This window comes from Gracilibacillus lacisalsi DSM 19029, from assembly GCF_000377765.1.
Classification (GTDB): Bacteria; Bacillota; Bacilli; order Bacillales; family Amphibacillaceae; genus Gracilibacillus; species Gracilibacillus lacisalsi.
In genome coordinates this window covers 37,641-57,910 of the sequence record NZ_KB898683.1, presented here as the reverse complement: position 1 = coordinate 57,910, position 20,270 = coordinate 37,641, and the positions used below count along the sequence as shown (strand labels likewise).

The following is a 20,270-nucleotide window of genomic DNA, read 5'->3' as shown; positions in this document are numbered from 1 at the left end:
AGATCCCTCAGAGACGATGAGGTAGATAGGTTCGAGGTGGAAGCATGGTGACATGTGCAGCTGACGAATACTAATCGATCGAGGACTTAACTATACGATTTGTTTGAACTTGTAATATAACTCTTATCTAGTTTTTAGGGTACATCCCTTAAATATTATACACAGTCTGGTGACGATAGCGGAGAGGTCACACCTGTTCCCATGCCGAACACAGTAGTTAAGCTCTCCAGCGCCCATGGTAGTTGGGGCTCACGCCCCTGCAAGAGTAGGACGTTGCCAGGCCATTAATAAAAAACTTCTTAGTCATAGGGACTAGGGAGTTTTTTTGTATGTAAGGAAAGTATAAAAACAGCTGTGTTAATTCTTGCTAGCGTTGTAGATAAAAAAGTTTGAACATGATTTCTATAAATTTAATATCTTGTTCCATAATTTAGTATATAATAGGTGAAAAGATATGGAGGGGTTTTATGGATTTCTGGTCTTCTAATTTGTATGATGAAAGGCATAGCTTTGTATCGAACTTGGGCAAAGGTGTGTTGCGTTTACTTTCTCCCAAGGAAGGAGAGTGGATACTGGATGTAGGATGTGGTACTGGTGACCTTGCAAATGAAATAAACAAAATGGGGGCTAATATTACCGGAGTAGATCGCTCATCTAATATGATACTAGAAGCTCAAAATAAGTACTCAAACCTTCATTTTCAAACAATGGATGTATATGATATGGAATTTCATAATGAATTTGATGCTGTTTTTTCTAATGCTACATTGCACTGGGTGACGAAACCAAAGCAGGCATTGGAAAGGTTATATCAAAGCTTGCATTCAGGTGGAAGATTAGTAGTTGAGTTTGGTGGTAAAGATAATGTGTTATATATAAGACAGGCGATTCAAGAGTCCTATCATCAATTATTTCCAACATATGATCAATTAGAGGAGCCATGGTATTTTCCGAGTATAGGAGAGTACACTTCGCTAATGGAGGAGGTTGGGCTTACAGTTAGTTATGCAAGATATTTCACTAGACCAACTCCGTTAGAAGGGGAAGATGGATTGAAGAATTGGATTTTTATGTTTGCGGCAGGCATGTTAGCCCATTTGAATGATGCGGAAAAGGAACAATTAGTAAAGCGTGTTGAACAGGTATTAAAACCAACATTGTACAAAGATCAACAATGGCATGCAGATTACTGTCGAATTCAAGTGATTGGATACAAGAAATAAAAATGTTTCACGTGAAAAAACAATAAAATTGTCGAAGTGAAAAAATCTATTATTCTTTGTATATTATTTGCTAGATTGGCCATACTACTTAATGGAGGTGTGGCATATGGGGAAGAATATTCATATTTGTGGTATATGTAATCAAACAAAGGAAGACGGAATGTTTTTATATCAACTTTATATTTGTCAGGAATGTGAGGAAAAAATCATTTCCACGAGTCCCAAAGACGAAAATTATCAATTCTATGTAGAAAAATTACGTGCTATCAATCAATCATCTTATACTATATAATGGAGTCACTACTAGTGATTCCATTTATTTTTTTCTAAATTCACATAAGCTATCAATACAAATTATCTATAAAAGAGAGGCAATAGAATGGATAGCAAGCAAAATCAAATACCACTCTATCAAGCAATAACAGACTTTAAGGATAACCAAAATGTATCACTCCACGTTCCAGGTCATAAAAATGGAGAAATATTTGTCGCGAAGGCCAAGGAACAATTTCAAGCGTTTTTGCAAATGGATCTCACTGAATTAGATGGCTTAGATGATTTACATGCACCAGAGGGTGTGATTCAAGAAGCACAAGAAATAGCTGCTGATTGGTTTCGATCTAACTATACATATTTCTTAGTGAATGGCAGTACTGTTGGGAACTTAGCTATGATACTAGCAACATGTGATTCAGGTGATCAAGTCCTCGTGCAGCGGAATTGCCATAAATCGATTTTACATGGGATGGAGTTAGCAGGCGTTCAACCAATTTTCCTGCCTCCAGCTTATAACAAAATCAATCAGAGGTATACAGCACCTTCTGTAGCAACTGTAAAAAAGGCGATAGCCGAATACCAGGAGGCAAAAGCAGTCATCCTTACCTATCCAGATTATTTTGGAGACATATATCCAATTCAAGAGATTATTGATCTAGCTCATTCTTATAACATTACCGTTCTAGTAGATGAAGCGCATGGCTGTCATTTTTCTTTACCATCCTTACCCGTACCATCCGCTGTGGAACTGGGGGCAGATGTTGTTGTTCAGTCCGCACATAAGATGACACCGGCTTTAACTATGGCAGCATATCTTCATGTGCAAAGTAGTCGAGTAGCGCGAGAGAGGGTAAGCTATTATTTGCAAATGTTGCAATCAAGTAGTCCATCGTATCCGATTATGGCAAGTTTGGACTTAGCAAGATATTATTTAGCTACTTTTACGTCAGAACAAAGTAAGTATTTATTTGCTTATATAGAAAAAATTCGTGCATGTTTTAATGATAATAATGGCTGGGTCTTGGAACAAAGCGATGATCCATTAAAAGTATGTTTGCGTGTTAAAGAAGGAGTAAATAGTCAAGACGTCAAACAACTATTTGAGGAAGAAAAGCTTTACCCAGAATTAATAACGGACAAACATATACTATTTATTTTTGGGTTAGAGCCGACAATTGATCCTAACATTTTAATAGATAAAATAAGGAGAATTACTGATAGATTAATTTTTTGCTCTAAGCATGCTACAATAGAAGAAAAAAACCATTACTTTATCGAAGATATTACACCGCTAGCATTATCATATGCAGATATGCGACATCAAAAGCAAAAGTGGTGCATTTGGAAAGAAGCAGCTGGTAAAATTGCTGCAGAGGCAATTATTCCATATCCACCTGGAATTCCCTTGCTTGCAAAAGGTGAGGAAATTAGCGAAACAATAATAAAGAAGATACAAGGTTTATTAGACCAAAAAATAAATTTTCAACCAAAAAATCGAAGAAATGGTTTATATATTTATGATGTAACAGAAGGAGAATGAACGTGTTTATAACATTTGAAGGTGGCGAAGGTGCTGGAAAAACAACTATCATTAACCGACTGGCACAACGCTTAACAGAAGACGGACATCAAGTAATCCAAACAAGGGAGCCGGGTGGTATCCCGATTGCTGAAAGAATTCGTGACATCATTTTAGATACAAAAAATACGATGATGGATGCACGAACAGAGGCATTATTATATGCTGCTGCACGAAGGCAACATTTAGTGGAGATAGTAGAACCTGCATTGAAAGAGGGTAAAATTGTACTTTGTGACCGTTTTGTAGATAGCAGTCTTGCTTATCAAGGTGCAGCACGTGGTCTTGGCGTGGAGGAAGTTTTTCAAATAAATCAGTTTGCCATTGCAGACCAGATGCCAGATCTTACCCTGTTTTTTGATATACATCCGGAAGAAGGATTAAAACGAATTAATAAAAATGTGGAAAGGGAACAAAATAGGTTAGATTTAGAATCATTATCTTTTCATCAAAAGGTTTATGAAGCATATCAACAGTTACTTATAAAATTTCCTGATCGTATCGAGAGAATTGATGCAAACTTTGATATAATAGAAGTAGAAGAACAATCATATAAAAAGGTAAAAGCATATTTATCACGGTGAACGTCTATGGGCACCTATTTAGAAGCATTACAGAAAACTAAGAACTGTTAGTATCTTGATAATTATGCCAATGCAGCGGGATGAAGCAACTTCCCTCTGATGGAAGTCTTATTTTATACTAAGGTGAAATAAAAAATAAGGAGGTGGCAATTGTGAAATTAATTATGGCGGTTGTGCAAGATAAGGATAGTAATCGTTTGATTGATGCACTTGGAGAAAAGCAGTTTAAAACGACGAAATTATCCTCAACTGGTGGTTTCTTAAAGGAAGGCAATACGACACTGATGATTGGTTGTGAGGATGAGCATGTTGATGATGCGCTAGATATTATCCGTGATAATTGCAGTCAACGAGAGCAATTGGTTTCACCTGTTTCTCCGATGGGCGGAAATGCGGATTCTTATATTCCACGTCCAGTCAATGTAGAAGTTGGCGGAGCAACAGTATTTGTCGTACCTGTCGATTCTTTTCATCAATATTAAAAGGTAGGTTTCACCAGTTATGAAAATTAGTCAAGAAATGCGTACACAACTCGAAGCATTGAACAAAAAGGATCAACAATCAAGACCACCATCACAAAGGTTTGATACGATGGTGAGACAGCAATCCACACAATTAAAACAAGCCGAGCTACAAAAATTAATGAGTGAATTAACGGCTCAAGGACAGAAAATTGCTCGATTTCGTTCCTTTAAAGATCTCGCTGCATATAAAAGAATGGTCAAGCGGTTTGTCAAAGAAGCAGTGGATTATGGGATGGAGTTGAAACAATCCCACAGTTTTATGTTAGATGGAGATAACCGTAGATTAACCATTGTAGAAGAAGTAGATGAAAAGCTAGTGGAATTAACTGAATCTGTTATGGATCAAGAAAAAAACTCTATTCAAATCTTGGACTTAATTGGAGAAATAAAAGGTCTCCTCATTAACCTATATACGTAAGCATACAGAGGATAGATTAGCGAAGAAAACTAATCCATCCTCTTCTTTAAAAAAGGGGAAGACAGCTAACCATTGGTATCTCAACTTTTATAAGCAAGTATGATAGGAAGGTTACGTATATTTTAAGAAGCAAAAATAGTTATACAGATGGAGTTACATTTTGAAAAGTAGTTATTTATGAGTACAAACACTCGCATATCCACTTAGTATGTATCGATAAGGACTGGGCGGAAGGTGTTCAGTTTTTCTTAATCAAAAAAAGGAAAGTAGGCAATAATATGGACACGGTATGGGCGGACATGCTAGAAAAACAAACTGTTGTCAGTAAGATGGTAATGAACAGTATTAAAAAATCAAGAATATCTCATGCCTATCTATTCCACGGTGATAAAGGTACGGGGAAGTATGAGCTTGCACTCCTTTTCGCAATGAGTATCTTTTGTAAAGAACGGACAACTGTCGACCCGTGTCATCAGTGTAGTGACTGTCGCCGAATTAAAAGTGGGAATCATCCTGACTTACATATTATCATCCCTGATGGAGCAAGTATAAAGAAAGAACAAATCTTACATTTGCAAAAGGAATTTACGTATACTGGACTGGAGTCCAATAAAAAAGTATATATTATTTTACAGGCGGAAAAAATGACCGATAATGCGTCTAATCGACTGCTAAAGTTTTTAGAAGAGCCTAGTCAGCAAACAACTGCTATTTTATTAACAGAGAATAGTCACGCAATGCTGTCTACGATTCGTTCCAGATGCCAGATGATCGCATTTAAACCACTAAATCCCAAGCAATTAGAGCAAAGTTTACAAAGAGAAGGTTTAACAGAAACAAATGCCCGTCTAATGACTCATATAACAAATAATTTATCAGAAGCAATCGAAAAGAGTAAGGATACTTGGTTTGCACAGTCACGAAAATTAGTGGTACAATTAGTTGAAATGCTTCAACATAATAAAGACGAAGTGCCAATATTTGTGCATACGCAGTGGATGCCACATTTTAAAGAACGTACACAGTTACAAGAAGGTCTCGATTTATTATTATTATGGTTTAGAGATATTGTTCATTATCATTTAGATGAATCTTCTAGGATTGTGTTTGCTAATCACCATAATAAATTAGAAGCAGCAGCGATGTATTGGTCGATAAACCATGCGACTGATAACTTACAATATATTATGGAGGCAAAACGTAAATTAGAGCAAAATGTGCACCCACAGTTAGTATTGGAGCAATTAACACTTCAACTACAGAGGTGAATATTTGTGATAGAAGTTATAGGTGTCCGCTTTAAAAAAGCGGGTAAAATATATTATTTTGATCCAGATGACTTAAAGGTCGATACAGATGATTATGTCATTGTGGAGACTGTCAGAGGAGTAGAGTTTGGTAAGGTTGTTGTTGCGAATAAGCAGGTCGATGAAGAAGATGTTGTGCTTCCCCTCAAGAAAGTAATTCGTATTGCCAATGACAAAGATAAATTGATTGTCGTGGAGAATAAGGAGATTGCTGAAGAGGCTTATCAAACATGTCAGGCCAAAATAAAAGAGCATGAATTGGAAATGAATTTAGTCGATGTAGAATATACATTTGATCGAAATAAAGTTATTTTCTATTTTACAGCCGATGGAAGAGTCGATTTTCGTAATTTAGTAAAAGATCTTGCATCTGTATTCAAAACACGCATTGAATTGCGTCAAATTGGTGTAAGAGATGAAGCTAAGCTGTTAGGCGGTATTGGTCCGTGTGGTCGTATGCTTTGTTGTTCCACATTCTTAGGTGATTTTGAACCAGTATCGATTAAAATGGCGAAAGATCAAAACCTTTCCTTAAATCCATCGAAAATTTCTGGTCTTTGTGGGCGCTTAATGTGTTGTTTGAAATATGAGAATGATGATTATGAAACGGCTAAAAAAGAATTACCGGATCTAGGTGAAGAAATAACGACAGCTTATGGCCATGGAAAGGTAGTCGGACTCAACATCCTGGAACGCCTTATTCAAATCGAAATTCCAGAAAAGGAACGTATGATTGAATACACATTAGATGAACTTATAGATGAAGGAGTTATTAATACCCAGGCCACAGAATAATGGGGTGGAGTACGTGAAGAAAAAGGAATTATTTGAACAAGTTTCTGACATGGAAGAACAAATTGGTCAATTATATCAGCAACTAGGAGATTTGAAACAGCAGTTAGGCGAAATGCTGGAAGAAAATCACCGGCTAGAGATGGAAAATCATCACCTCAGACAACGGTTGGACAATGAATCGGAAAGTTCCGAGCAAAATGAGCAAGCTGATGATGAAGCAGCAATTGGCGAAGGATACGATAATTTAGCCAGACTTTATGAAGAAGGCTTTCATATTTGTAACGTACATTTTGGAAGTCCAAGGCAAGAAGGCGACTGCCTCTTCTGTCTACTATTCCTAAACAAAACCAAATAAACCAAACCAAGGCTGGCATACTCAAGTGTCAGCCTTCGTTTTAGGATTTAACTAAAAAAAAGTGAGCAGAATCCATATACTGCGTAACAACATGGCAAGGATTTGCTCTCTTCCCGTACTGCATTTTGATGAGTGCTTACATGCGCTCCGGCAAGATACTTCGCTTTCCACGGGCACGGCCTTAGCCAGGGAACTACTTGGAATCATCTTCTTTGCTCCCTTGCACCGAGGAAGCCACTTCGAAGCGTTACTAGAAGACGCAGGTGCATCACGGGGTCTTCGGCTCGCGCTGTTCCCGTAGGAGTCCACGTATCTTGCCTCCGCTTAGCGTATTGTTCTAAATTCTGAAAGAAGTAATACACGGGTATTGGTTTCCGAGTGTTTCTTCTTATAAAAGTAGAATTATCTAATAGCGTAGGCAGAATACGGAGACTCCTGTGGGACAGCGAGAGCTGAAGATCCACTTGGTGAAGTGCCTTTCTTCACCAAGTTAGCTGAAGCCGAGCCCACGGAAAGCGGAGTATTCTGCCGGAGCGGTGTTCCAGTACTTCCTATGGAAAGAATGGAGGAAAACCTCACTTCACAAACTTTCACAACTTCGCAGTATATATCAATTATGCACTTTATTGAAGGAGATAAACAAATGCAACTTAAAGAAGACGAACGTATTGATGATCTGTTAGCAGATCAAACCATGCAAATCATTCAAAGCCCGACTAAGTTTGCCTTTTCCATCGATGCTGTGCTACTGGCAGACTTCGCTACAACACCAAAAACAAGAGGAAAAATACTGGATCTTTGCTCAGGTAATGCCGTTATCCCACTGTTATTATCAAGACAATCTAACGTCCCCATTACAGGAGTCGAAATTCAAGCACGTCTATATGACATGGCATGCCGCAGTATTGAGCTGAACAAGCTGGACCATCAAATTAATATGATCCATGGTGATTTAAAGGATATGCCGGATCACTTCAAAAATAACAAATTTGATTTAGTAACCGTTAATCCTCCTTATTTCGAGACTGAGAATAAAAATCATCAAAATCATAATGACTATCTAACAATTGCAAGACACGAAATCTTTTGTACGTTAGAAGATGTGGTACAATCGTGTAGTAAACTCGTTAAATCAGGTGGGAAAGTAGCTATGGTCCATCGTCCGTCACGTTTTGTCGATATTATTACTTTATTCAGGCAATATAAAATAGAACCAAAGCGTGTTCGTTTCGTGTATCCTAAAGAAGGAAAAGAAGCAAATATATTATTAATAGAAGGAATTAGAGATGGAAATCCAGATCTCAAGCTTTTGTCGCCATTATATGCTTTCGATGGAGAGGGAAATTATACAAAAGAGGTAGAAGGTATACTATATGGGAGAAAAAAATAATCATTTTGTCTATATTCTTAAATGTAAAGATGAAACATTATATACAGGCTATACAACCGATATCGAACGAAGGATGAAAATGCATGAACAAGGTAAGGGTGCTAAATATACAAGAGGTAGAGCCCCATTTCAATTGCAGTACCAACAACAATGTAAGACAAAATCAGAAGCAATGCAGTTAGAAGCAAAAATTAAAAAGCTTACTAGAAAGCAGAAGGAATTATGGATTAAAGAAAACCAAACGGAAAGGTATGGCGTATATGCAGATACAGAAGAGCTACCAGACTGATAATGAAAAAGGCACATTATACGTAGTGCCGACACCAATCGGCAATTTAGAAGATATTACGATTCGAGCATTACGTATATTGGAAGAGGCTGATGCTGTTTTAGCTGAAGATACGAGAAATACTGGGAAGCTGTTACATCATTTTGAACTGAAGCAAAAGATGATCAGCTACCATGAACATAACAAAATGGCAAGACAGGATCAAATTCTTGAGATGCTAAGTAATGGGGAAAATTTAGCTCTAGTTAGTGATGCAGGTATGCCAGGAATCTCAGATCCAGGATTTGAAGTAGTACAAGCTGCCATTCAAAGAGATCTTACCGTTGTGGTATTACCTGGGGCAAACGCCGCATTATCAGCCTTAGTTGGTTCAGGGTTACCAACTGATCATTTTTACTTTTATGGCTTTTTGCCACGAAAGAAAAAAGATCGTGATCAGGCACTACAATTACTGCAATCAATGGATACAACGTTTATCTTGTATGAATCACCACACCGTATTAACGAGACAATCAAGTTGTTAAGCGAATCACTTGGTGACAGACAAGTAGCAATAGCAAGGGAGTTAACCAAGAGATACGAAGAATATATAAGAGGGAGATTACCAGAAATAGAAGAGTGGATAGCAGATAACTCGATAAAAGGTGAGTGCTGTATTGTTGTGGAAGGAATTAAGGATAATCCACAAACGAAATGGTGGACAGATCTTACCATAAAAGAGCATGTCGAAAAAGAAATGGAATTAGAGGGATATTCAAGTAAAGAAGCCATCAAAGCTGTAGCAAAAAAGCGCCATATTCCCAAAAGAGAAGTATACAATGCTTATCATATAGAGTAAACAAATAAAAACCCCGTTTCAATCATGAAACAGGGTTTTTATGTATCTTTATTTGTTTAATTTGTTTTGGATTTCGTCAACTAGTGTCTGAGCACCTTCAGGACTAAGTACTAGTTTTCCATCTGCTAATGTAAAGTTGTCGTCAGAGATATCACCAGTAATATGACAAGTCATATTTGGTTTATATTTTTGTAATATGATACGCTCATCATCGACATAAATTTCAAGAGCATCTTTCTCTTCGATTCCTAATGTTCGACGTAGTTCGATCGGAATTACAACACGACCAAGCTCGTCTACCTTTCTCACAATACCTGTTGATTTCATTATTTATTCTCCCCTTTGATAAATAAATTCGGCAATATTCGACATCTATAGCGTTATAATACCATTAGTTGCCATTATTGTCAAACTTAATTTTCTCATTTTTTTCAAGCTTTTATAAAAAAATTGAAGAAATACAAGTCACTAGTTTGTAGTGATTTTTCGACAATTTTAGATGTTTTAAACATAAAATAAATGGTGACAATGTATTTATAATGGAAAATTGTTCGAAAAATCGCTACAATGAAAGCAGACTGTTTATATATAGATAAAAATGTATTGAGGAGGTTATAGCATGACAGAGCAAAAGAAAACTTTTTATATAACAACACCGATCTACTATCCTAGTGGAAATTTACATATTGGCCATGCCTATAGTACGGTTGCAGGAGATGCGATGGCACGATACAAGCGACTCCGAGGATATGATGTTCGTTATTTAACAGGAACAGATGAACATGGTCAAAAAATCCAAAAAAAAGCGGACGAAGCAGGCGTTACCCCACAAGCATATGTAGATGAAATCGTTAGCGGTATTAAAGATTTATGGGAAAAGCTAGATATATCATATAGTGATTTCATTCGTACGACAGAAGAGCGTCATAAAAAAGTTGTCGAAAAAATCTTCGCAAAATTATTAGAACAAGGCGATATATATTTAGATGAATATGAAGGAAGCTATTGTACATCTTGTGAATCCTTTTTCACTGAAAGACAACTAGAAAATGGTCATTGCCCTGACTGTGGTGGTCCGGTTGAACATGTGAAAGAAGAATCGTACTTTTTCAAAATGAGTAAGTATGTCGATCGTCTGCTTGCTTTTTATGATGAAAACCCAGAGTTCATTCAGCCGGAAAGCCGTAAAAATGAAATGATTAATAACTTTATTAAACCAGGACTGGAAGATTTAGCGGTATCTCGTACAACATTTGATTGGGGTATTAAAGTACCTGGAGATCCTAAACACGTGATCTATGTATGGATTGATGCATTAAGCAATTACATCACTGCATTGGGTTATGGTACAGAAGATGACAGTTTATATCAAAAATACTGGCCAGCAGATGTTCATTTAATGAGTAAAGAAATTGTTCGTTTCCATACGATTTATTGGCCAATTATGTTAATGGCACTTGATTTACCATTACCGAAAAAAGTTTTTGCGCACGGTTGGATTTTAATGAAGGACGGAAAAATGTCGAAATCAAAAGGGAATGTTGTGAACCCGATCGATTTAACCGAGCGTTATGGATTAGATGCATTACGCTATTACCTGTTACGTGAAGTGCCATTCGGTTCAGACGGTGTTTTCACTCCTGAAGGGTTCGTAGACCGTACCAATTACGACCTTGCCAATGACTTAGGTAACTTATTAAATCGTACAGTAGCGATGATTAATAAATACTTTGATGGTGAAATTCCAGCATTCCGCGCTTCAGAAGAGTCCTTTGATGAACAATTAGAAACATTAGGGAGAGAAACAGTAGCTAATGTAGAAGATGCACTAGATGAGATGGGGTTCTCTGTTGCATTAACAAACATTTGGAAGTATGTAAGTCGAACCAACAAATATATTGATGAAACAGAGCCTTGGATTTTAGCGAAAGATGAAAGTAAAAAAGATCGTTTAGGTAATGTTATGGCACATTTAGTCGACAGTTTACGTCGAATTGCGATTTTATTACGCCCATTCCTGACACAAACACCGAATCGAATTTTCGAACAAATTGGTGTGAGTGACAACGAAGCACTTCATACTTGGGAGAGTTTATTAGACTTCGGAGTAATTGAGGTAGGAACGAAAGTGGTTAAGAAAGATCCGATCTTCCCACGTTTAGAAGTTGAAAAAGAAGTGCAAATTATTAAGGATATGATGACCAAACCTGAGCCAGAGAAGAAAGAAGCGAAATCCGAAGAAAAAAATGAAATAACGTATGATGATTTTATGAAGCTAGATTTACGTGTAGCAGAAGTAACGCACGCTGAGAAAATGAAAAATGCCGATAAATTATTACGTATTCAATTAGATCTTGGCAGCGAAAAACGTCAAGTAATATCAGGTATTGCACAATACTATACTCCTGAATCTTTAATAGGGAAAAAGGTAATCTGTGTAACCAATTTAAAACCAGTTAAACTGCGCGGCGAGTTGTCAGAAGGTATGATTCTATCCGGAGAAGACAAAGACGGATCTCTATCCTTGGCCACAGTAGAATCAAACCTGCCAAACGGCTCCGTCGTAAAATAAATATCAAAAAGTATACACACATTCCATTTGAAAACGTGTGTGTACTTTTTATTTATGCACAAAAAAATAGACTGCGAAGTAACGTGGATATGGAAAAGAGATATCCCCTCTGTTCCGAGGAAAAAGGCTTCTCTTCCAGGGAAAAGATCTTCTCTTCCGAGGTTAAACGACTATATCCAGGGAAGAGAAGAGCATATCCCCGGAACAGCAAAGGATATCCAGGGAAGGGAAAGAGGTATCCTCGGAACAGAAAGAGATATCCCTGGAAGAGAAGTCCTGTTAACTTTGCAACTAAGCTACTACTTCGCAGTTTGTATCAACTATGAATGAGACGAGCAGGGGAGAATCGGTTTAGTCTGTTTTTTTAAGGAGGAAGAAGTATGTTATTTGATACACACGTTCATTTAAACGTATCGCATTTTGATGAAGACCGTGAGGAAGTATTACAAAGAGCGAAAGAGGCTGGTGTCGAAAACATGGTCATTGTTGGATTTGATCATGAAACGATCCCGAAAGCAATAGAGATGGCCGAACAATATGACCATATTTATGCTGCAGTCGGTTGGCATCCAGTTGATGCTATCGATATGACCGACAAAGAACTAGCATGGTTAGAAGAATTGTCCTCACACCCAAAAGTAGTCGCTTTAGGAGAAATGGGCCTAGATTATCATTGGGACAAGTCGCCGAAAGATGTACAACAAGAAGTTTTTCGCAAGCAAATTCAGTTAGCCAAAAAAGTCAACTTACCCATTATTATTCATAATCGGGAGGCGACAGAGGATATCATCCAAGTATTGCAAGAAGAAAAAGCAGAAGAAGTTGGTGGTATTATGCATTGTTACAATGATTCTGTTGACTATGTTGATGCATGCTTAAAGATGAACTTTTATATATCACTTGGTGGACCAGTAACGTTTAAAAATGCTACTTTACCGAAGGAAGTAGCAAAGTATGTACCAGCAGATCGTTTATTAATCGAAACAGATTGCCCATTTCTCGCGCCACATCCTAATCGGGGAAAAAGAAACGAGCCTGCTTATGTCAAGTTGGTTGCAGAAAAAATAGCAGAACTGCGTGATGTGAGTTATGAAGAAATAAGTAAGCAAACAACTGAAAACGCCAAACGATTTTTCGGTCTAAAAAACGGATGATGCCTTTAGCAGCAAATGTTTCAGGTGATGTTACGGTAATGTAAACAAACTGAAATATTTCATAAAAATAAGCAGCAAAACCCTTTGAATTCAAGGGTTTTGCTGCTTTTTGCTTTTCATAACGCCATTTGACACTGAAAAAGGATCTTTATATAATACAACGGCGAGTAAAAAGGAGGGAAGAGTTCATGAAACGTCTTAAAATTAGTCACTTATTGAACAACAAAGACTTCATATACGCACTTTCTTTATTTGTATTTATCGGCTTTATTTGCACATCATTTTATGAATTATCAAAAGCAGAAGTTACAGTTGTTCAAGAAGGTGAATCAACGACAGTTCGTACACATGCCAAAACTGTCGAAGATGTTCTAAATGAACTTGCAATTGAAGTGGGAGAGCATGATGAACTTTCACATGAATTAAATGACCTCGTAAATAGAGAGATGAAAATCGAGCATACAATTGCAAATCAAGTAATAGTCAGCATAGATGGTAATGAACAAACATATTATACAACTAGTGATACAGTTGAAGAATTTTTGGCAGAGCAAGATATAGAATTAACAGAAAATGATCAATTGTCATTAGCAGCAAATACAAAAATAGATGATAACTTAGTGATTGGTATCGATAAAGCTTTTCAAGTTACCATTAATGATGCTGGTGAAGAACAGCAAGTCTGGACAACTGGAGGTTCTGTTCAGGAACTATTAGCGGAATACGATATTGAATTAGATGAATTAGATCGTGTGGAACCAGAACAGACTGCTTCAGTAGGCAAGAGCACTGATATCGAAATTACACGAGTAGAGAAAGTAACAGATGTTGTAGAAGAAGAGCAAGACTATAGTTTGGTGAAGCGAAACGATAGTTCGCTTGAGAAAGGCAAAGAAGAAGTTATATCAGAAGGTGAACCAGGTCTAGTTGAAAAACACTATGAAGTTGTATTGGAAAATGGGGAAGAAGTATCCCGTGAATTAGTGAAAGAAGAAGTCAAAAAAGAAAGTAAAGAAAAAGTCGTAGCAATTGGTACGAAGGAAAATCAACCAATAACAACAACAGCTTCTGCAAATACATCTTCTAATAGTAACGGAACGGCAAGTAAAACAGTTTCTCGCGGTGATAACGAAGAAAAGGGAGAAACCCTTTACATGAAAGCAACAGCATACAATTGGGATTGTGCATCATGCGACGGTAGAGGTAAGACTTCTACTGGCTATAATTTAAAGGAAAACCCCAACGGAGTTGTAGCAGTAGACCCTAGTGTGATTCCATTAGGTACAAAAGTTTGGGTTGAAGGCTATGGATATGCAGTAGCTAGAGATACTGGCGGCAATATCAAAGGGAATAAAATTGATCTTCACATGCCAACCAAACAAAAAGCTGAGAGCTATGGTATGAAAACAGTACAAGTAAGAATTGTAGAATAAATACAAAGCTTACCTTTCGAAGCAAAGGTAAGCTTTTTTGTGTTAAAATGAGAAAGGTTATGAGTAGGTATAAGCAAAACTTCTACTCGAAAGTTAGGTCATCTGGAAACGTATCAATAAGCTATCTTAAGTAAGAATGGAGGAGCCTTTTTTGAAGGTGAAAGAAATCATTGTCGTAGAGGGAAAAGATGATACCGCAAAATTAAAACAGGCATTAGATGTCGATACAATAGAAACAAACGGTTCAGCTATCAACAAAGATATATTAGCGCAAATTGCACATGCTAAAACTAAACGAGGGGTCATTGTATTTACTGATCCTGATTATCCAGGTCAGCGTATCAGACAAATTATTGATCAGCATGTTCCAGGTTGTAAGCATGCCTTCTTAAAAAGAGAAGAAGCTGTACCAGGCAAAAAGCAGCCTAAGAGTCTTGGCATAGAACATGCTTCATTGGATGTTCTCCGTGAGGCTCTAGGACAAGTCTATGAATTAACAGAGCACGGAGAATCAGAAATTACCAAATCAGATCTGCTCCGTTTTGGTTTAATAGGTGGACATGGTTCAAGAGATAGAAGACAGAAACTTGGGGAACAGTTAAGAATTGGACATATTAATGGAAAACAGTTATTAAAAAGGATACAGATGTTTCAAATTGCCAAAGCTGAGTTTGAACAAGTGATGGAACAAATAATTCAGGAGGAACGTGCATGAGTGAACAGAAAGCAATAGCCACACCGAGACGAACAAAGGAAATCCTTGAAAAATATGGCTTTTCATTTAAAAAAAGTTTGGGGCAGAATTTCCTTATCGATGTAAATATTTTAAGAAATATCATCCATAATGCAGGCATTACGAAAGAAATGAACGCAATTGAGATTGGCCCAGGTATTGGTGCACTTACCGAACAATTAGCGATTGCAGCTAACAAAGTCGTTGCATTTGAAATAGACGGACGTTTAGTGCCGATTTTAGAAGATACTTTACAAGCGTATGATAACGTAGAACTCATTAATCAAGATATTCTCAAAGCTGATTTTGAAGAGGTATGGGACGGGTATTTTAAAGATGATAAACCTGTAAAAGTAGTAGCAAATCTCCCTTATTACATTACAACACCTATTTTAATGCAACTATTGATGGCTAATTTACCTATTTCCAGTATTACCGTAATGATTCAAAAAGAAGTAGCGGAAAGAATGGCAGCTGCTGAAAATACAAAAGAATATGGATCTTTATCGATAGCAATTCAGTACTATACAGAAGCAAAAGTAAAAATGGTTGTACCGAAAACAGTTTTTATGCCACAGCCACGAGTAGACTCAGCAGTTTTGCATTTAGAGAAGCGAGCCACTCCACCTGTTACTGTTGAGGATGAGGAATTCTTTTTTCAATTAGTTCAAGCAAGCTTTCAACAACGGAGAAAAACATTGCGTAACAATTTATCGCGACATTTTAAAGATATACTTTCAAAGGCTCAGATAGAAGAAGGTTTTGAACGAGTTGGAATTGATGGGACAAGACGAGGGGAATCTTTAAATATTCAAGAGTTTGCTGCTCTAGCGAATTATTTTAAGCAGTATGTAATAGAAAATTCCTAAAAAATAAGGAGTTTTCTTTTTTTATACATAATTTTCTTAAAAAAAGGTAAGCTAAACACATAACTTCCAATTTTTTTGTTGACAGCTTTCAATTATAATTGGTATAATGGAATATTTTTAATTGACGGTTGGACAAGAATGTAGTATAATAAATATTAGTGAGGTGGAGTGTATTGGCTAAAACATTGGTTGAAATCAAACAAGGTTTAGATGGAAATGTCGGCAAACGTCTACGAATTAAAGCAAATGGTGGAAGAAAGAAAACCATTGAACGTTATGGAACATTAGCAGAAACATATCCTTCCGTTTTTATTGTTGAACTTGATCAACAAGAGAATGCATTTGAACGTGTATCCTACAGTTATGCAGATATTCTCACTGAAACAGTTGAACTAAATTTTACGGAAGAATTAGAAGCGGTCTCAGGGGAGCAGTAAACAATGTTTGCTGCTTTTTTTATTATAAAAATTAAAGAGACACATAATTTATAGACTGCGCAGTAACTGAACATAGATTTGTTCTCCTCCCGTACTCGTACTGCATTAAGAGATTGAAATATATCATGATGATAACTACCACTCTGGCTGCCCACTTCCCTTTCCGTGGGGTTTGCCCTTCAGCTAACTTTTTCGAGCAAAAACCACTCGAAAAAGTGGATCTTCAGGTCAAACAATTCCCACAGGAGTGAAAGTGGGCGGCCTTCGTTAAGATATGCTCCACTATATGTTGCGTAGGGTACGACTATGCTAAAAGGGTTAGTACTGTAGAAAAGTTTTGTTCCATGAGTTCATTTCTTTCTATAATCAGATAACAAAAATAGCGCAGTATTCTGCCGGAGCGTATGTGAGCAATTCATCATTAATCAGAGTGGGAGAAAGCCTCACTTTTTCTCTTTTCATTATTTCACAGTATTTATCTAATTCGGTTAATAATGCAGTAATTGTGATATCATCTAAGCATGTGACTGCTCATGCAATTTAAAGTGCCAACAAGATGTCTTTCACCCTTTTATTACCTTGTATCATAAAAAGTGAAAAACATAAAATAAGGTTGTCGTAAAACACGACAGAAAGGGAGTATCTTCAGATGGGTCGAAGACGAGGGGTAATGTCCAATCGGTTTAAAGAAGAGCTTGCTAAAGAATTAGGTTTTTACGACACGGTGCAAAAAGATGGTTGGGGTGGAATTACCGCACGAGATGCCGGTAATATGGTGAAAAGAGCAGTACAAATGGCAGAAGAGAGTTTAAATAAGGGCAAAGTCTAAGACTTTGTCCTTTTTGCGCTTTTATTTGTTTTTATGGTATCTTTACATATAGTAAAATTCCTGAATATAAAATGGTCAGTAGGTGAGCGAAATTGTACACGATAGAAAAAGCCCCGGCTAAAATAAACTTAACATTAGATGTACTTTATAAACGTCCAGATCAATACCATGAAGTTGAGATGGTGATGACTACTGTTGATTTGGCGGATCGAATTGAGTTCTTTTTGTTAGAAGAACATAAAATAGAGGTGGCATCAGAAAATCGTTTTGTACCCAATGATGAAAGAAATTTAGCATACCGAGCGGCGAGATTGTTAAAGGATCGTTATGATGTTAAAGAAGGCGTCCGAATTAAAATAGATAAACAAATTCCAGTAGCAGCAGGGCTTGCTGGGGGAAGTAGTGATGCTGCTGCAACATTAAGAGGATTAAATCGGTTATGGAAGCTTAATCTAACGTTGGATGAATTAGCTGATTTAGGAGCTGAGGTTGGTTCAGATGTGTCTTTTTGTGTGTATAATTCCACAGCTCTTGCCAAAGGAAGAGGAGAAACCATTATAGAATTGCCACCACCCCCTCAATGCTGGGTGATTTTGGCAAAGCCTGTTCAAGGTGTCTCCACACAATCTGTGTATAAATCTTTACAATTAGATGACTTAAATCATCCTGATACAGAAGGAATGGTTCAGGCAATTAAACAATCTGATTATCAAGGAGTATGCAGTAGGTTGAAAAATGTATTGGAAACAGTAACCTTGCCCAAAAATCCGGAAGTGGAACAAATAAAGCAACAAATGCTTAGTTCTGGTGCAGATGCAGTATTAATGAGTGGGAGCGGTCCAACTGTTTTTGGGCTAGTACAACAAGAGAGCAGAGCAGATCGAATTTATAACAGCTTGAGAGGATTTTGTGAAGAAGTATATGTGGTTCGCTCATTAGGTTGTCATCAAAGACTTGATTAAACACGTATAAAATGTTATATTTACCACAAAATATTCGGATTTTGGGGTGTAGTAATGAAAAGAAGTGATCGTCTAGTTGCGATGACCAATTATTTAGTTGAACATCCAATGGAATTAATCTCTCTTCCTTTTTTCTCTGATACATATGGTGCTGCTAAGTCTTCGATTAGTGAAGATTTGTCCATTATCAACCACATGTTTAAAGAAGATGGGATTGGTTATTTAGAATCTATTTCCGGTGCTGCTGGTGGAGTAAAATATGTGCCTAATGTTTCATTAAATAATAGTGAATCCATGATCAATAAGTTATGTGAAGAGCTGGAAGATCCAAATCGGATTTTGCCTGGCGGTTATTTGTTTATGAGCGATATTTTAGGCACACCTAGTACTGTTAGAGATGTTGGTAGGCTATTTGCTTCTCGATTTGCAGGATTAAACATTGATTCCATTGTAACGGTAGCAACGAAAGGGATTCCATTAGCCTATGCAGTAGCTTCATTTTTAAATGTTCCAGTAGTCATTGTTCGTCGTGACCCGAAAGTGACGGAAGGTTCAACTGTAAGTATCAACTATGTATCGGGCTCTTCTAAAAAAATTCAGACGATGGTGTTATCTAAGCGCAGCCTGAAGCCTGGTGAAAATGTTTGTATCATCGATGATTTTATGAAGGCTGGTGGTACGATTAACGGTATGAAAAACTTACTGCAAGAATTTGATGCCAATGTGAAGGCGATTGGAGTACTAGCAGAGGCTGAGGACGAAGAAGAAGATCGTGTAGTAGATGATTATACTTCTTTATTGCAAATTAAAAACGTGGATTCTAATAGTAAACAAATAGAGGTAATAAAAGGAAACTACTTTGATCAGTACTAACGGATTGTGTAAAAAGGTCTAATTATATCGAATTATGTCACTCACCACCTATTATAAGAAAATTTTCTTAAAAAGATAATATTTTTTAAAAATTAAGCAGGAATTTTAAAAAATTTGTTGAATTAAGATAATAAGTTCTTAAAAAGGGAAAAGGTGGTGAAACATAGTGGAAGTAACTGACGTAAGATTACGCCGCGTGAATACCGATGGAAGAATGCGAGCTATCGCATCCATTACATTAGATCATGAATTTGTGGTGCATGATATTCGAGTGATTGATGGGAATAATGGGATGTTTGTAGCAATGCCTTCTAAACGTACGCCGGATGGTGAATTTAGGGATATTGCACACCCAATTAACTCTGGTACTAGAGCAAAAATTCAAGATGCTGTTTTAGAAGAGTATCATCGTGCTGGAGAAGCTGAAGTAGAGTATGAAGAAGCAGGAGCTTCTTAAAACAAGGGTAAAAAAAGCCTAATCAATAACATTGATTAGGCTTTTTATTTTTGTCATCGTATACATAAAATATCTGCACATAATCCATAAACTGCGCAGTAACGAAGGAATTGCTCTCTTTCGATCTGTTATTTTGAGAAGTGTTGTCATTCGCTCCGGCAGAATACTGCGCTTTCCATGGGCACGGCCTTAGCCTCCTCGGAAAGCAAAAGTCGCTTTCCTGTGGGGTCTTCGGCTCGCGTGAGTTCCCACAGGAGTCTCCGTATTCTGCCTACGCTATTTTTGTTCTCTGATTTATAGAAAAAAATGAACTCATGGGACTAAATTTTTCTGTTTTATTACAGTACTAATTGGGTGTGAATGCCCCTTAAGC

Annotated in this window: 24 protein-coding genes and 2 rRNA genes; 25 read left to right on the top strand and 1 reads right to left on the bottom strand. The window is 37.1% G+C overall.

All coding sequences use genetic code 11. The features are described from left to right. The 14 genes from D569_RS0120500 to rsmI form a co-directional block, all read left to right on the top strand. Positions 1–94, top strand: a 23S ribosomal RNA gene (locus tag D569_RS0120500); the annotation flags it as partial. A gap of 71 nt (positions 95–165) precedes the next feature. Next, positions 166–282 (top strand): 5S ribosomal RNA (gene rrf / locus D569_RS0120495). A gap of 185 nt (positions 283–467) precedes the next feature. After that, positions 468–1,223 (top strand): class I SAM-dependent methyltransferase, encoded by a 756-nt coding sequence (locus D569_RS0120490; RefSeq protein ID WP_018934311.1) that lies wholly within the window; start codon positions 468–470, stop codon positions 1,221–1,223. Positions 1,224–1,329: 106 nt separating this feature from the next. Beyond that, positions 1,330–1,515 carry a sigma factor G inhibitor Gin gene (locus D569_RS0120485; RefSeq protein WP_018934310.1) on the top strand — a complete coding sequence of 62 codons (186 nt, stop codon included), beginning with the start codon at positions 1,330–1,332 and terminating at the stop codon, positions 1,513–1,515. An 87-nt stretch (positions 1,516–1,602) separates the two neighbouring features. Further along, positions 1,603–3,039, top strand: a complete 1,437-nt coding sequence (locus D569_RS0120480; protein WP_018934309.1) for an aminotransferase class I/II-fold pyridoxal phosphate-dependent enzyme — start codon at positions 1,603–1,605, stop codon at positions 3,037–3,039. A gap of 2 nt (positions 3,040–3,041) precedes the next feature. After that, on the top strand, positions 3,042–3,662 hold the full coding sequence (tmk, locus tag D569_RS0120475; RefSeq protein ID WP_018934308.1) for a dTMP kinase: 621 nt from the start codon (positions 3,042–3,044) through the stop codon (positions 3,660–3,662). A gap of 152 nt (positions 3,663–3,814) precedes the next feature. Continuing rightward, the gene (locus D569_RS0120470; protein WP_018934307.1) at positions 3,815–4,144 is read left to right on the top strand and encodes a cyclic-di-AMP receptor; all 330 of its coding nucleotides are present in this window, start codon (positions 3,815–3,817) and stop codon (positions 4,142–4,144) included. A 19-nt stretch (positions 4,145–4,163) separates the two neighbouring features. Beyond that, on the top strand, positions 4,164–4,604 hold the full coding sequence (locus D569_RS0120465; protein ID WP_018934306.1) for a YaaR family protein: 441 nt from the start codon (positions 4,164–4,166) through the stop codon (positions 4,602–4,604). A 278-nt stretch (positions 4,605–4,882) separates the two neighbouring features. Continuing rightward, complete coding sequence (gene holB / locus D569_RS0120460; protein ID WP_018934305.1) at positions 4,883–5,872, top strand: DNA polymerase III subunit delta'; 990 nt, start codon at positions 4,883–4,885, stop codon at positions 5,870–5,872. 6 nt (positions 5,873–5,878) lie between these two features. Beyond that, positions 5,879–6,706 (top strand): PSP1 domain-containing protein, encoded by an 828-nt coding sequence (locus D569_RS0120455; RefSeq protein WP_018934304.1) that lies wholly within the window; start codon positions 5,879–5,881, stop codon positions 6,704–6,706. Positions 6,707–6,719: 13 nt separating this feature from the next. Next, the gene (gene yabA / locus D569_RS0120450) at positions 6,720–7,061 is read left to right on the top strand and encodes a DNA replication initiation control protein YabA (RefSeq protein ID WP_018934303.1); all 342 of its coding nucleotides are present in this window, start codon (positions 6,720–6,722) and stop codon (positions 7,059–7,061) included. Between the two features lie 643 nt (positions 7,062–7,704). Further along, positions 7,705–8,451 (top strand): tRNA1(Val) (adenine(37)-N6)-methyltransferase, encoded by a 747-nt coding sequence (locus tag D569_RS0120445; protein ID WP_018934302.1) that lies wholly within the window; start codon positions 7,705–7,707, stop codon positions 8,449–8,451. Beyond that, the gene (locus tag D569_RS0120440) at positions 8,435–8,740 is read left to right on the top strand and encodes a GIY-YIG nuclease family protein (RefSeq protein WP_018934301.1); all 306 of its coding nucleotides are present in this window, start codon (positions 8,435–8,437) and stop codon (positions 8,738–8,740) included. The genes D569_RS0120445 and D569_RS0120440 overlap by 17 nt, the downstream gene beginning before the upstream one ends. Next, positions 8,712–9,578, top strand: coding sequence for a 16S rRNA (cytidine(1402)-2'-O)-methyltransferase (gene rsmI / locus D569_RS0120435; RefSeq protein WP_018934300.1), 867 nt, complete (start codon positions 8,712–8,714; stop codon positions 9,576–9,578). The genes D569_RS0120440 and rsmI overlap by 29 nt, the downstream gene beginning before the upstream one ends. 48 nt (positions 9,579–9,626) lie before the next feature. On the opposite strand, the gene D569_RS0120430 is transcribed toward rsmI, so the two are convergent. Continuing rightward, positions 9,627–9,905: a transition state genes transcriptional regulator AbrB gene (locus D569_RS0120430; RefSeq protein ID WP_018934299.1), complete on the bottom strand. Its 279-nt coding sequence runs from the start codon at positions 9,903–9,905 to the stop codon at positions 9,627–9,629. Positions 9,906–10,197: 292 nt separating this feature from the next. Between D569_RS0120430 and metG the strand changes: the two genes are divergently transcribed. From metG to spoVG, 11 genes are all read left to right on the top strand, one after another. Beyond that, entirely contained in the window at positions 10,198–12,150 is a 1,953-nt protein-coding gene (metG, locus tag D569_RS0120425) for a methionine--tRNA ligase (protein WP_018934298.1), read from the top strand. A 54-nt stretch (positions 12,151–12,204) separates the two neighbouring features. Next, positions 12,205–12,480 carry a hypothetical protein gene (locus D569_RS24510; protein WP_156823020.1) on the top strand — a complete coding sequence of 92 codons (276 nt, stop codon included), beginning with the start codon at positions 12,205–12,207 and terminating at the stop codon, positions 12,478–12,480. Between the two features lie 50 nt (positions 12,481–12,530). Next, complete coding sequence (locus D569_RS0120420) at positions 12,531–13,304, top strand: TatD family hydrolase (RefSeq protein WP_018934297.1); 774 nt, start codon at positions 12,531–12,533, stop codon at positions 13,302–13,304. 188 nt (positions 13,305–13,492) lie between these two features. After that, a complete protein-coding gene (locus tag D569_RS0120415; protein WP_018934296.1) occupies positions 13,493–14,737 on the top strand; it encodes a G5 and 3D domain-containing protein in 1,245 nt (414 codons plus the stop codon). Between the two features lie 151 nt (positions 14,738–14,888). Further along, positions 14,889–15,452 carry a ribonuclease M5 gene (rnmV, locus tag D569_RS0120410; RefSeq protein ID WP_018934295.1) on the top strand — a complete coding sequence of 188 codons (564 nt, stop codon included), beginning with the start codon at positions 14,889–14,891 and terminating at the stop codon, positions 15,450–15,452. Continuing rightward, entirely contained in the window at positions 15,449–16,339 is an 891-nt protein-coding gene (rsmA, locus tag D569_RS0120405) for a 16S rRNA (adenine(1518)-N(6)/adenine(1519)-N(6))-dimethyltransferase RsmA (RefSeq protein ID WP_018934294.1), read from the top strand. The genes rnmV and rsmA overlap by 4 nt, the downstream gene beginning before the upstream one ends. A 173-nt stretch (positions 16,340–16,512) precedes the next feature. Then, complete coding sequence (gene veg, locus D569_RS0120400; RefSeq protein WP_018934293.1) at positions 16,513–16,776, top strand: biofilm formation stimulator Veg; 264 nt, start codon at positions 16,513–16,515, stop codon at positions 16,774–16,776. Positions 16,777–17,425: 649 nt separating this feature from the next. Next, positions 17,426–17,605: a small, acid-soluble spore protein, alpha/beta type gene (locus D569_RS0120395; RefSeq protein ID WP_018934292.1), complete on the top strand. Its 180-nt coding sequence runs from the start codon at positions 17,426–17,428 to the stop codon at positions 17,603–17,605. A 92-nt stretch (positions 17,606–17,697) separates the two neighbouring features. Continuing rightward, positions 17,698–18,567, top strand: a complete 870-nt coding sequence (gene ispE, locus D569_RS0120390) for a 4-(cytidine 5'-diphospho)-2-C-methyl-D-erythritol kinase (RefSeq protein ID WP_018934291.1) — start codon at positions 17,698–17,700, stop codon at positions 18,565–18,567. 54 nt (positions 18,568–18,621) lie between these two features. Further along, complete coding sequence (gene purR / locus D569_RS0120385) at positions 18,622–19,440, top strand: pur operon repressor (RefSeq protein ID WP_018934290.1); 819 nt, start codon at positions 18,622–18,624, stop codon at positions 19,438–19,440. 166 nt (positions 19,441–19,606) lie between these two features. Beyond that, complete coding sequence (spoVG, locus tag D569_RS0120380) at positions 19,607–19,897, top strand: septation regulator SpoVG (protein ID WP_018934289.1); 291 nt, start codon at positions 19,607–19,609, stop codon at positions 19,895–19,897. Positions 19,898–20,270 lie beyond the last annotated feature (373 nt).

What these genes read in the sequence shown, in the direction of transcription:
- purR (WP_018934290.1), top strand. Translation starts at nt 18,622, where the DNA reads ATGAAAAGAAGTGATCGTCTAGTTGCGATGACCAATTATTTAGTTGAA.
- D569_RS0120395 (WP_018934292.1), top strand. Translation starts at nt 17,426, where the DNA reads ATGGGTCGAAGACGAGGGGTAATGTCCAATCGGTTTAAAGAAGAGCTT.
- D569_RS24510 (WP_156823020.1), top strand. Translation starts at nt 12,205, where the DNA reads ATGCACAAAAAAATAGACTGCGAAGTAACGTGGATATGGAAAAGAGAT.
- holB (WP_018934305.1), top strand. Translation starts at nt 4,883, where the DNA reads ATGGACACGGTATGGGCGGACATGCTAGAAAAACAAACTGTTGTCAGT.
- D569_RS0120430 (WP_018934299.1), bottom strand. Translation starts at nt 9,905, where the DNA reads ATGAAATCAACAGGTATTGTGAGAAAGGTAGACGAGCTTGGTCGTGTT.
- D569_RS0120490 (WP_018934311.1), top strand. Translation starts at nt 468, where the DNA reads ATGGATTTCTGGTCTTCTAATTTGTATGATGAAAGGCATAGCTTTGTA.
- D569_RS0120420 (WP_018934297.1), top strand. Translation starts at nt 12,531, where the DNA reads ATGTTATTTGATACACACGTTCATTTAAACGTATCGCATTTTGATGAA.
- rsmA (WP_018934294.1), top strand. Translation starts at nt 15,449, where the DNA reads ATGAGTGAACAGAAAGCAATAGCCACACCGAGACGAACAAAGGAAATC.
- D569_RS0120440 (WP_018934301.1), top strand. Translation starts at nt 8,435, where the DNA reads ATGGGAGAAAAAAATAATCATTTTGTCTATATTCTTAAATGTAAAGAT.
- D569_RS0120465 (WP_018934306.1), top strand. Translation starts at nt 4,164, where the DNA reads ATGAAAATTAGTCAAGAAATGCGTACACAACTCGAAGCATTGAACAAA.
- D569_RS0120415 (WP_018934296.1), top strand. Translation starts at nt 13,493, where the DNA reads ATGAAACGTCTTAAAATTAGTCACTTATTGAACAACAAAGACTTCATA.
- D569_RS0120480 (WP_018934309.1), top strand. Translation starts at nt 1,603, where the DNA reads ATGGATAGCAAGCAAAATCAAATACCACTCTATCAAGCAATAACAGAC.
- D569_RS0120445 (WP_018934302.1), top strand. Translation starts at nt 7,705, where the DNA reads ATGCAACTTAAAGAAGACGAACGTATTGATGATCTGTTAGCAGATCAA.
- metG (WP_018934298.1), top strand. Translation starts at nt 10,198, where the DNA reads ATGACAGAGCAAAAGAAAACTTTTTATATAACAACACCGATCTACTAT.
- rsmI (WP_018934300.1), top strand. Translation starts at nt 8,712, where the DNA reads ATGCAGATACAGAAGAGCTACCAGACTGATAATGAAAAAGGCACATTA.
- D569_RS0120485 (WP_018934310.1), top strand. Translation starts at nt 1,330, where the DNA reads ATGGGGAAGAATATTCATATTTGTGGTATATGTAATCAAACAAAGGAA.